Origin of the sequence: Mesorhizobium sp. M0052 (assembly GCF_040323255.1) — a bacterium.
GTDB lineage: Bacteria > Pseudomonadota > Alphaproteobacteria > Rhizobiales > Rhizobiaceae > Mesorhizobium.
The window spans coordinates 45,653-56,383 of record NZ_JAMYUS010000033.1; the positions used below are offsets into that span (position 1 = coordinate 45,653).

Annotated in this window: 8 protein-coding genes; 6 read left to right on the forward strand and 2 right to left on the reverse strand. The window is 59.8% G+C overall.

Annotated features, from left to right (window positions below):
• The first annotated feature begins 85 nt into the window (after window positions 1-85).
• The 5 genes from NKJ77_RS29975 to NKJ77_RS29995 are packed head-to-tail and all read left to right on the forward strand — an operon-like array spanning window position 86 to window position 7,715.
• Window positions 86-2,836, forward strand: a complete 2,751-nt coding sequence (locus NKJ77_RS29975; protein ID WP_023691500.1) for a non-ribosomal peptide synthetase — start codon at window positions 86-88, stop codon at window positions 2,834-2,836.
• On the forward strand, window positions 2,833-3,813 hold the full coding sequence (gene nadE, locus NKJ77_RS29980; protein WP_280790677.1) for an NAD(+) synthase: 981 nt from the start codon (window positions 2,833-2,835) through the stop codon (window positions 3,811-3,813). The genes NKJ77_RS29975 and nadE overlap by 4 nt, the downstream gene beginning before the upstream one ends.
• Window positions 3,814-3,819: 6 nt before the next feature.
• Window positions 3,820-5,847 (forward strand): asparagine synthase (glutamine-hydrolyzing), encoded by a 2,028-nt coding sequence (gene asnB / locus NKJ77_RS29985; protein ID WP_023697128.1) that lies wholly within the window; start codon window positions 3,820-3,822, stop codon window positions 5,845-5,847.
• Complete coding sequence (locus NKJ77_RS29990; RefSeq protein WP_023830100.1) at window positions 5,837-7,393, forward strand: class I adenylate-forming enzyme family protein; 1,557 nt, start codon at window positions 5,837-5,839, stop codon at window positions 7,391-7,393. Before asnB ends, NKJ77_RS29990 begins: the two co-directional genes overlap by 11 nt.
• A 55-nt stretch (window positions 7,394-7,448) precedes the next feature.
• Complete coding sequence (locus NKJ77_RS29995; protein WP_023670883.1) at window positions 7,449-7,715, forward strand: acyl carrier protein; 267 nt, start codon at window positions 7,449-7,451, stop codon at window positions 7,713-7,715.
• A gap of 54 nt (window positions 7,716-7,769) precedes the next feature.
• Here the strand turns inward: NKJ77_RS29995 and NKJ77_RS30000 are convergent, their stop codons facing one another.
• Window positions 7,770-8,462 (reverse strand): N5-glutamine methyltransferase family protein, encoded by a 693-nt coding sequence (locus NKJ77_RS30000; protein ID WP_023830916.1) that lies wholly within the window; start codon window positions 8,460-8,462, stop codon window positions 7,770-7,772.
• A gap of 486 nt (window positions 8,463-8,948) precedes the next feature.
• Between NKJ77_RS30000 and NKJ77_RS30005 the strand changes: the two genes are divergently transcribed.
• Window positions 8,949-9,320 carry a response regulator gene (locus NKJ77_RS30005; RefSeq protein WP_023670881.1) on the forward strand — a complete coding sequence of 124 codons (372 nt, stop codon included), beginning with the start codon at window positions 8,949-8,951 and terminating at the stop codon, window positions 9,318-9,320.
• A gap of 747 nt (window positions 9,321-10,067) precedes the next feature.
• On the opposite strand, the gene NKJ77_RS30010 is transcribed toward NKJ77_RS30005, so the two are convergent.
• Window positions 10,068-10,253: a hypothetical protein gene (locus tag NKJ77_RS30010; RefSeq protein WP_023681021.1), complete on the reverse strand. Its 186-nt coding sequence runs from the start codon at window positions 10,251-10,253 to the stop codon at window positions 10,068-10,070.
• Window positions 10,254-10,731 lie beyond the last annotated feature (478 nt).

The following is a 10,731-nucleotide window of genomic DNA, read 5'->3' on the forward strand; positions in this document are numbered from 1 at the left end:
GGCAAGATCGAGGCATCATCCGAATGATTGATGAAAAGATCTCCGCGGCGAGCGATGTTCGACCGTCAGCTTGGCGGGGCCCTGAATGTCCTCAGTGTGTTTGCATTCGGAAGTGGCAAATCAAAACCTACAGGTGGATCTGCGACCCACCCGAAAGTGGTCAGTCGTTCCCGAATATGATCTTGACCAAGGGGGGCCAGTCTGGCGCCGTTACCGACAGATGGGTGCCAAATTTGCGGACACTCCAATCTTCGACCACCTTGGAGATGTCGCCAGGCGGTATCCTGACAAGCTCGCAATCAGCGACGGCGCGAACCGCCTGACTTTTTCTGAGCTTTTCCGGGCGGTCGAGACGCTGGCAACTCATATCGCTGCCGTCGTCCCCGAAGGGCAGGCCATCGGCATCCTGCAAGCAAACTCCGCTTGGTATCCTGTGGCGATGTTGGCGACCATGGCGGCGGGACGGCCTTCGGTCCCGCTCAACACAAGAGATCCCGCCTCTCGCATTTTCGATATAGTCAGTGCCGCGGGGCTCGGCGCGATTATAGGCGCCGAAAATGTTCGCCCGGTCGAATTGGCCCAAGAGATCGTCTGGATCGAAATTGCGGCCGCCGTGGCGTCCAACGATCAACACCCAGAACAGCAGCATAAGCCCCCTATGGTTTCGGTCGATGCGCCCGCATTGGTGCTTTACACTTCGGGCAGCACCGGGCGCCCCAAGGGAATCGTCAACAGCCAACGCAGCCTGCTATGGCGGGTCCGGCAATATGTCGATGCGTGCCATATCAGCGCGGATGACGTTTTCCTGCCGCTGACCGGGCCAGCCACGATCGCCGGTTGCCGGGAGATCTTTGCGGCGCTGCTGACGGGCGCCACGTTGCATCTTCTCGAGGTGGAGGCTGTCGGCCTGCGCGCTACGCGCGCTCGATTGCAGTCCGAAGGTGTGACGATCGCCTATCTTGTGCCGGCACTGCTTCGAGCCCTCCTGGCTGAGGCGCCCGCCGACGCTTCCTGGCCGCTCAGAGTGGCCCGAATCGGTGGGGAGAAAGTGTCATGGACGGACATCGCTTTGCTGCGCAAAGCCGTTTCGGACCAGTGTCTGATCCAGATCGGCTACTCATCGACTGAAACCATCGGTTCGCAATGGTTCTTGCCGCCTGACTGGCCCGAGCAAGACGCGTCGGTTCCCGTCGGCAGGCTGCTCCCTGGTATGACATTCGCTATCGTCGACGAAGCGGAGCGCAATGTAGGGCCAGGCGAAAGTGGAGAGCTTCTGATCAAAAGCCGCTATGTCCTGCTTGGTCATTGGGAGAACGGTGTGGTCGTTCCCGCGCAGCCGGACCCCGACGATCCCGAGGCTCGGCTTTTTTCGACCGGGGACCTCGTTCGGCTCGACGATGATGGCATCTTGAGGATCGTCGGCCGCAAAGGGCGCCAGATCAAGATCAATGGTCGACGCATCGAGCCCGCCGAACTCGAACGGGTCTTGCGTTGCGCGCCTTCGGTGGCGGATGCCGTGGTGATGGTAACGGCCGCGCAGGAACTCATCGCCTTCGCGGTTCCCCAGCGCTTCGCAGGCGGCGCTTTTGCAGACGACCTTCGCCAGCTCCTCAGAATGACCTTGCCGGCACCATTGCGTCCCTTGCGATTGCACCCCGTTGACGCAATCCCACGCCTGTCGGGAGGTAAGGTCGATTTGGCAACACTGGCCGAGATAGATCGTTCGCACGGAAGGAGGGCGCGAGTCGCCCGGTCGTCCACTCTCGATGCTCCGCCCGCCGGAGGAGCAAAGGACACACGTCAAATAGTGCAGCACGCGTGGACGCAGGTTCTCAACACAGGCACTGCCACGGGAAACTGGGATGATGCTGGAGGAGATTCGCTGCAGCTGCTGCACTGCGTGATGGCGATCGAAAACGCCATCGGGCAAGAGCTGGGCCTCGAAGCATTCACCGTCGGCATGAGCTTGGACGAGATGGTTGAGGCGGTCGTCTCTGCACGGTCGGGCGAAGGGCGCGAAAAGAAGCACCACCCCCCGGTTCTTTTCCTGTTTCCAGGGTCCGTTGGCTATGGTCCGAGCCTCGCTGCGTTCGCAGCCGCCATGGGGAAAGTCGCCCGTGTAAACCCGATCCGATATCCGAGCCTTGCGGCGATACTGGACGGACACAACACCCTCAGCGCCATGGCTGGCGCCGCACTCGAGCAGATAAGCCGCATCCAACCTGCGGGTTCCGTGCGACTTCTCGGCCATTCTCTGGGTGGCGCGGTTGCATTCGAGGTTGCCGCACGGCTCATGAAGGCCGGGCGAACGGTGCGGTTCCTGGGCATCCTCGACACGAGCCTTCTGGACGAGCCGAGCAACCATTGGGAGACTCTTACCCGTACGTTCTATCGTATTCGCACCAACCGCATATCCGCGCACCGGATGGCTTGCAGAGCCCTTGCGAAGATCACCGTCGCCGTGGGCGGCGAAGCGCGTCTGGCCAGGATTCTGGACAGATTTGCCAATGGAGAGTTCAACCCGACGATCTTCAGGACCAAACTGGAACTGCAGGAAGTTTTAAGGGCGAAGTCATTCTTCCAGTGGCTTGAGGCACCGAAACCGGCTCTGCCCCTCTCCGGTACCTTGTTCCGATGTCGCAGGGAGGGAATGCCGCGGGCCTTGGGCTGGGACAGCGTCTTGGCACACCTGGACGTCATTTCGATCACGGGCAGCCACATCGACCTTGTCGTCGAACCAAACCTTGCCACCAACCGTCCGCTTATCGAGACGGCCATCGTGCAGACCTATTCCCCCGCCGAATCTCGCAAAAGGGAGGACTTGTCATCGACATAATTCCGGAATTCAGCAAGGACATGCTGACGCTCGATGCCCGCGCGGAGGTCGATCGCATCGTTGACACCTTGCGCACTCAGGTTCTCGGCACCCTGCATCGTCGCGGCGTGGTTGTCGGTCTTTCCGGCGGTATCGACAGCTCCGTCGTCGCGACCTTGTGCATGCGCGCGTTCGGGAAAGACAAGGTCCTGGGACTGTTCATGCCGGAGCGGGATTCTTCCGGCGACTCCCTGAGACTTGGCCGCCGCGTCGCGGCACAGCTTGGCATTGAAAGCGTCCTTGAGGACATAGCACCGGCACTGGAGGCCATTGGGGCCTACCGCCGGCAGATCGATGCGATCCAGACCGTCGTTCCCGACTATGGGGAAGGGTGGAAATGCAAGCTGGTGATCGCGTCGGTTCTGGAGAGCAGCGGGCTCAATATAACCCGCCTCACGGTCCAGGATCCGCAGGGTAAAGTAGATACCGTGCGTCTGCCGCCAGCTGCCTATCTGCAGATCGTTGCTGCGACAAACTACAAGCAGCGCCTGCGCAAGATGACGGAATACTATCACGCCGACCGCCTCAAATACGCGGTTGTCGGCACTCCAAATCGCCTCGAGTACGACCAGGGCTTTTTCGTCAAGCAGGGCGACGGAGCCGCCGACGTGATGCCGATCGTTCACCTTTACAAAACCCAGGTTTATCAACTCGCGGAATATCTCGAGGTGGATGATGAAATCCGGCAGCGGCCACCGACCACCGACACCTTTTCCATGACCCAAAGCCAGGAAGAATTCTATTTCGCGCTGCCCTATCACCTGATGGATCTATGCCTCTACGGCCTGAACCACGGGGTCGCCAGCAATGAGCTCGCGGCGGTTGCTGGCCTCACCGAGCCCCAGCTTCAGAAAGTGTTCAAGGACATCGAAGCGAAACGAAGGGCGGCCCACTATCTTCACGCGCGGCCTTTGCTGTCCGCGGAAGGCGGAGATTGACCGAGCATGTGCGGCATCGCTGGAATCGTGGCGCTGAATGCCACAGCGGCTTCTCCTTCGCGGCAGGCGCTGATGCAGATGATGGGCGCGCTGGCGCATCGCGGCCCCGACGGGCGCGGTCTCTACCGGGACAGACGCGCGGGGCTGGCGCATGTGCGCCTGTCCATCGTCGATCTTTCCAGTGGCCAGCAACCGATGGCGGACACAGGCGATACGACGTGGATCGTGTTCAACGGCGAGATATTCAACTACGTCGAATTGCGTGAAAAACTCACGGCGCTCGGCCACCGCTTCCGAACCCGCAGCGACACGGAGGTCGCGCTACACGCCTATCGTGAGTGGGGAGAAACGGCCTTCGAGCGGATGAACGGCCAATGGGCAATTGCGATCTGGGATTCAGTGGCCAATCGTCTTATATTGTCGCGCGACCGCTTCGGCATTTGCCCGCTGTATTTCAGCGAGCATGCGCACCGGCTTTATTTCGCCAGCGAAGTGAAAGCCATTTTCGCGGCCGATCGAACCATACCTCGCGCCCTTGATCCAGCCGGCATCGATCAGACGTTCACGCTCTGGACGGTCGTTCCGCCGCAAGGAGTTTTCCACGGAATCAACGAACTCGAGCCGGGTCGTGTCCGCATCTATCAGGATGGCACCGTTCGTGAGCGGATTTTTTGGCAGCCTTCCTATCCCGACAATTTCGGATCGCGGCAGGGCGAGTTCCCCGGGTCCTCCAACGACGCGGTGGACCGCGTGTCTAGCGCTCTTGAGGCCGCGACGGCGCTCAGAATGGTGCGCGCCGACGTGCCTGTCGGGTGCTACCTCTCCGGAGGGCTGGACAGTTCGCTTGTGGCCGCGCTCGCGAGGCGCTTCGCGGGCGATCGCTTCCAAACCTTCTCCTTGCGTTTTGCCGACGCCGAATATGACGAGACCCGCTTCCAGCGAATGGTTGCCGAGGCGACCGGCAGTGAGCACCATGAAGTGGTCGTTTCGCGCAGAGATATAGCCGGAATCTTTCCGGAGGTAATCCGACACACCGAACGCCCGATACTGAGGACTGCCCCGGCGCCACTCTTCCTGCTCTCGCGCCTAGTGCGCGAGCGTGGAATCAAGGTCGTGCTGACCGGCGAAGGCGCTGACGAAATGTTCGCCGGCTACGACCTGTTCCGCGAAGGCAAGGTCCGCCGCTTCTGGGGGCGCCACCCGACTTCGACACGACGCTCTCGGCTCCTGGAACGCCTTTACCCCTATCTCACCCGCTCGCCGGTGCAACAGCAGGCGATGGCGCGTCAGTTCTTCGGGCGAAATATTCAGGCTTACGACGCGCCGGGCTTTGCTCATGAAACCCGCTGGCAAACCACCAGGGCCATCAAGCGCTTGTTTACGGCCGATATGCGGGCTCGAACGCAGGGCCGCGACGCCGTGTCCGAGTTGCTCGCCCGTCTGCCCGCGCAGTTTGCCCGTTGGAGTCCCCTTGCGCAGGACCAGTATCTCGAGGTGCAAACACTGATGTCGGGCTATCTGCTCTCCTCGCAAGGCGACAGGATGCTGATGGCTCACTCCGTCGAGGGGCGCTTCCCGTTCCTGGACGATGAACTTGTGAGGCTCGCGAATTCGCTGCCGCCCTCCTTCAAACTCCGCGGCCTCGACGAAAAGCACGTGCTGAAGCGCATGGCGGCACCCATCCTGCCCTCCGAGATCGTAGCCCGCAAGAAGCAGCCCTTCCGCGCGCCCAACGCGCTTTGCTTCGTCGGCGCAGACGCTCCGGATTACGCTCGCGAGGCGGTTTCGCAGAAGGCCCTGCGCGAGGCGAATGTCTTCGATCCAAAGGGGGTCACGCACCTGCTTGCCAAATGCCAGGCCAGAACTGGCGATGGCGACCTGTCCAATGCCGACAACATGGCGCTGGTCGGCGTGTTGTCGACCCAACTTCTTCATCAGCAGTTCGTCGCGGGTTGTCCCAGTGCAACGCTCGAATGCACGCTCAGCGTCGACGTCGACTGCGAACATCGGGAAGAGCGCCTGTATGTTGCATGATGCCGTACCATTGCTGCATGACTACCTCGCCCATTCCGCCGTCCGACACGGAAGTAAGGTGGCGCTGGTGTGCAACAGGCAGCGTGTCACCTACCTCGAACTCGAAACGCGAGCCAACGCGATCGCCTGGGACCTGTCCGCATCCGGAGTCGTTCGCGGTGATCGCGTGATGATCTTCGCCGACAACACCGTCGAGACGGTGGTTAGCTTCTGGGCGGTGCTAAAGGCGAATGCGGTGGTGTGCATCGTCAACCCGCTCACCAAGAGCGACAAGCTCGATTATCTGCTCAACGACTGCCGGCCGACGGCGCTCATCACGGACGGCCATCTGCAAGCGATCTTCCGCGAGCCGGCGCGCGGCTGCCCGTCACTTCTGCGGGTGATCGTATCGGGACCGATCGACGACGTCGAACTCGCCCAGCTGCCGTTTGCCGTGCGCTGGGACGCCGCCCTCGCCAATGGCGCGGATACGCCGCCGGCACGGCAGTGCATCGATGTTGATCTGGCAGCCATCATCTACACGTCCGGGTCGACGGGCGAACCCAAGGGCGTGATGCTGACGCACAGAAACATGATGGCCGCGTGCGCGTCTGTCGCTTCCTACCTGGCGATTGCCGAGGACGAGGTGATCCTCAATGTCCTACCCCTCGCCTTCGATTATGGACTGTACCAGATGATCATGGCTTTTCGTACCGGCGCCCGGCTGGTGCTCGAACGCTCGTTCGCTTTCCCGGCACAGATCCTCGGGTTGATCAGGCAGGAGGGAGTTACGGGCTTTCCCGGCGTGCCCACAATCTTTGCCGCACTCTCCGAACTCAGGTCCCTCAAAGACCAGGATTTCTCGAGCATCCGCTACGTCACAAACACTGCGGCAGCCCTACCCCTCAAGCATATTTTCATGCTTCGCGAGCTGTTTTCGGGTGCACGCATCTATTCGATGTACGGTCTCACCGAATGCAAACGTTGCACCTATTTGCCGCCAGAGGACCTCGAGCGAAAGCCATTGAGCGTAGGGATCGCAATCCCGAATACGGAGATGTGGATCGTTGACGAGCATGACAGGCGGATAGGCCCAGGCGTTGTCGGCCAACTCGTCATTCGCGGCGCAACGGTGATGAACGGGTATTGGGGCAAGCCCGAGGCAACGGCCAGGAAACTCAAACCCGGCCCGCTGCCCGGCGAGCAGGTCCTATACACCGGCGACTACTGCCGGATGGATACGGAGGGTTACCTCTACTTCGTTGGCCGTGGGGATGAGATCATAAAGTCGCGAGGCGAGAAGGTGGCGCCAAGGGAAGTGGAAAATGTACTGATGGACATTCCAGGAGTCCGAGAAGCGGCTGTCATAGGTGTTCCCGACGAGCTCCTCGGGCAAGCGGTGAAAGCTTTTGTGGTGATGGAGCATGGAAGAGCCATTGGCGAAAGGGAACTGCAGAAGGAGTGCCAGAAGCGTCTGGAAAACTTCATGGTCCCGAAATCCATCGTCGTTGTGGCGAACCTGCCGATGACGGACACGGGAAAACTCAAGAAAACGGCGCTGTCATGATACGGGGCCAGAACCAAGTCGCTGATTTAATGGTGACGCCACGGAGGACGAATTCATGTTGACCATCAAGGAACGCACCGGAATCTACAGCGAGCAGATTCGTAGTTTCTTGGTTTCGAATTTCTACGTCAGCGACGTCAAGGCATTGCTGGATGACGCATCCTTGCTCGATCAAGGCATTGTCGACTCGACGGGTGTGCTTGAGATTATCGGCTTCATCGAGGAGACCTTTGGCATTACCGTCGAGGATAGCGAACTTCTGCCTGAAAACCTCGATTCCATCCAGGGGATCGAGCAATACATCATCCGCAAAATGAACTGATGGGTAAGCGTAACGCCCAGAGCAGCCCCGTATTTGGTCTGATTGTCGCAGGATTCATGCCTGCCTCTTGACTTGCCCCAGAACCACCCGGCCCTCGCCCGCTTCGTTCGAGACCGAACGGATGTTCTCGAATGCCTTGCTGCGTTCCAGCAGACCCGCTACCTGTCGGTCTTGGCCAAGCCCGACCTCGAAGAGCAGGATGCCGCCACGCCGCAGGTATCGCGGTGCGTCTTTCAGTACGCGCATATGAATGCTCAGGCCGTAAGGGCCGGCTGCAAACGCCTCGCGCGGCTCAAGCTCGATCAGATGGGCGCGGTCGCCCTCGAGCCGCTTTTCAGAAATGTAAGGCGGATTGCAGACGATTACGTCGATAGTTCCGTCTAACCCAAGGCCGATGAGAGAGTCGAACAAGTCGCCCTGAAGCACCGAAAGACGCTCAGCCATGCCGTGATGTGAGGTGTTGCGGCGTGCCGTTTCGACGCATTCATCGGTGAGATCGCTTGCCCAGACAAGGGCGCTGGGCACATGGTAGGCGATCGCGCACGCCAGATTCCCAGTGCCGCAGCACATATCAACTATGCGCGGAGCCGGCAGGTTCATCTGATGCAACACACCAAGCGCGGTCTTGCCGAGCAACTCGGTCTCAGGTCTGGGGACGAGCGCACCGGGCGAAACCAGCAGTTCAAGTCCCATGAACATGGCGCGGCCGGCGCCATAGGCATCAGCTACACTGAACTCTTTGCTCATGGCCGACCCCATCGCTTGATCTCCCCAGTATAGATCTGCGGCGCTCATGCGCCAGCCAAACCTGCTCCGAAATCATGAATTCTCAAGCCTTTCCTTCGAAAAACTGCAGGCACAAACTCGGTGCATCGCACTTCTGACGCTCATTGACCGATTGCAATCTCAGGTCGCCAAAGATGGAGAGAGAGGTGCTGCTCATGCTTTGAAGAGCCAATGGCGCGGTACGGCGGCTTTTAGATTTTGTGGATCGTGGAGAGGGGTAAACGCCTATCCAACTCTGATGGAGCGGAGGCGCGGACCGCAGCTCCATTGACGCGCTAATCTTCGGCTCCGGTAATTCAGCAAGTGGTCGGTGGAAGCGCCTCCGCTCCAGCATCAGCCTCACCTTGCTGCATGGAGAGGTTACCTATAGGTTTGCGGACATGTCGAAACAACTGTCCGAAGGTCTCGGATCGACATCTCATTTCCGGTCAATCGCAGAGAGGGGCCGTGAGCGAAAGCGTGAGTGTTCTGATTGTTGAGGATCAATGGCTAGTCGCGCAGGACACTGCCGCGCGGCTGCGTCGCGCCGGTTATCAGGTGGTCGGACCTGTGCCGTCGGTATCCGCCGCTCTGCGTCTTGTCGAATCGGACAAGATTGACGTGGCGTTGCTAGACATCCAGCTGAACGGTGAAACGGGTCTGCCGGTGGCGAGGATATTGCAGGCGCGAGGCATCCCCTTTGCCTTCTTGTCGGGATTTGGCCCCGCCGACGTTCCCGCGGCTTTCCGCGACTGCAGATTCCTGCCGAAGCCGGCAACCGATGCTGTCATCCTTGCTGCTGTCAGCGAGTTGGCGTCCCTGCGCACAGCTTCGCGCTGACATTCGCTCCGCCGCATTATTACCGGAGTTGCGCCCTGGCGACCTGGTAGGCCGGACGAGGTCAGTCTCACAAAGGGCAACATTGGCGCTTTGGCCATGAGGACGGCGGACTACGACCGGCGAGGACGGAAATTCAGCGTTCAAAAAGCATCCGCCGGGGTTCCACTTCTCGGCCTGTTGCGGCGATTTGGACTTTGGTCCGATCCCGGTCGCCAGAGGTCGGATTGCGGAACATCTGCCAAGGACCCACGTTCGGGGTTTGAGCACGGAGGTGCCGGCCGATCTCGAAGCGCAAGTTTCACGGGCAACTGTTGGGGAGTGTCGTAGTGCCGATTTCAAACGATATGGGGGACGAGTACCTGGAACTGGAATGTCCAAACTGTTCTCATGTCATCATAAAAAAGGGATCGTGGTTGAAGGTGATATCCAACTTCAACTGCACCCAATGCCATGCAAAAATCAGAATTGGTTATATGACCAAGCTCGCGCTTTTCGAGAAAAAAAGGCAAAGCATGAACCCGGCTGCGCAGTGAGAGTCCTAGCGGCCCGACAGTCGTTTGGGGTGGTGCGTTGAACCGTCGGGCCTGACCGGCCCGATGGCGGGGGAGCCAGGCCGGCTGGGTGAATCGTATACATTAGATCGTGCTTATCAAGCCCAAATACGCGGCGCGACATCGCCTGGTGACGCAACGGTGAACCCCGCGCCCGTATACGCGCTAGCAGGAACGTCGGCGGTCAACATGCCGCTCATTCGTAGAGAGTGCGAACAGCTTCATCAAACAACTCCACCTCGGCTTCAACCTTTTCAGCCGCTTTATCGACCTTGTCGAAACGCTTCAGCATTCGATTGTGGAGCATGGACAAGCGTGCCGCATGGTAGACCACGCTGCGCTTGTAACCTTCAGAGTCGAGTGGTTCGAACAACATTGTCATGGCAGAAATCCTCAATGTTTTTCGTCCTGCAATCCTTCCCTAGTAAACCGCCAGTTAACTCTTTCGTTCCGCTGGTGATGCGAAGGCGCCCGAATGAATAACTCGTTGCGCTGTCTCCAGACTGCACGAGCGTGCTTCGTCTGTCTGAGGTTGGGCCCCAAGGCTTGCGCTTGCCTCGCCTGTTCGGCTCATGCTGCGTCAGTCACGACATCGACGGCCAGCTTCAGTTCAATCGCTTTGGGCGTGAGTTGAATACCGGCGCTGCCAAAAATTGCCGAATGATCATCCTGCTGTGGTGGGACCGCCGAACCCGTCAGGAGCGACGAACCGAGCCGGCTTGGATAGTCGCCCCGCCGCAAGGACGCGAGCGATCGAAGATCACGTCGGCAGGTGCTCTGGGTAGTGTGCTGAGAGTTCTGCAAATTCGCTGAGAGAGGGCGGTCATGGCAGGCTGGTGATGTTCAACGTCACCGATTCC

Bases quoted from the DNA above. Each gene is read 5' to 3' on its own strand.
- NKJ77_RS29995 (WP_023670883.1), top strand. From the start codon at position 7,449: ATGTTGACCATCAAGGAACGCACCGGAATCTACAGCGAGCAGATTCGT.
- NKJ77_RS29990 (WP_023830100.1), top strand. From the start codon at position 5,837: ATGTTGCATGATGCCGTACCATTGCTGCATGACTACCTCGCCCATTCC.
- NKJ77_RS30000 (WP_023830916.1), bottom strand. From the start codon at position 8,462: ATGAGCAAAGAGTTCAGTGTAGCTGATGCCTATGGCGCCGGCCGCGCC.
- asnB (WP_023697128.1), top strand. From the start codon at position 3,820: ATGTGCGGCATCGCTGGAATCGTGGCGCTGAATGCCACAGCGGCTTCT.
- NKJ77_RS30010 (WP_023681021.1), bottom strand. From the start codon at position 10,253: ATGACAATGTTGTTCGAACCACTCGACTCTGAAGGTTACAAGCGCAGC.
- NKJ77_RS29975 (WP_023691500.1), top strand. From the start codon at position 86: ATGTCCTCAGTGTGTTTGCATTCGGAAGTGGCAAATCAAAACCTACAG.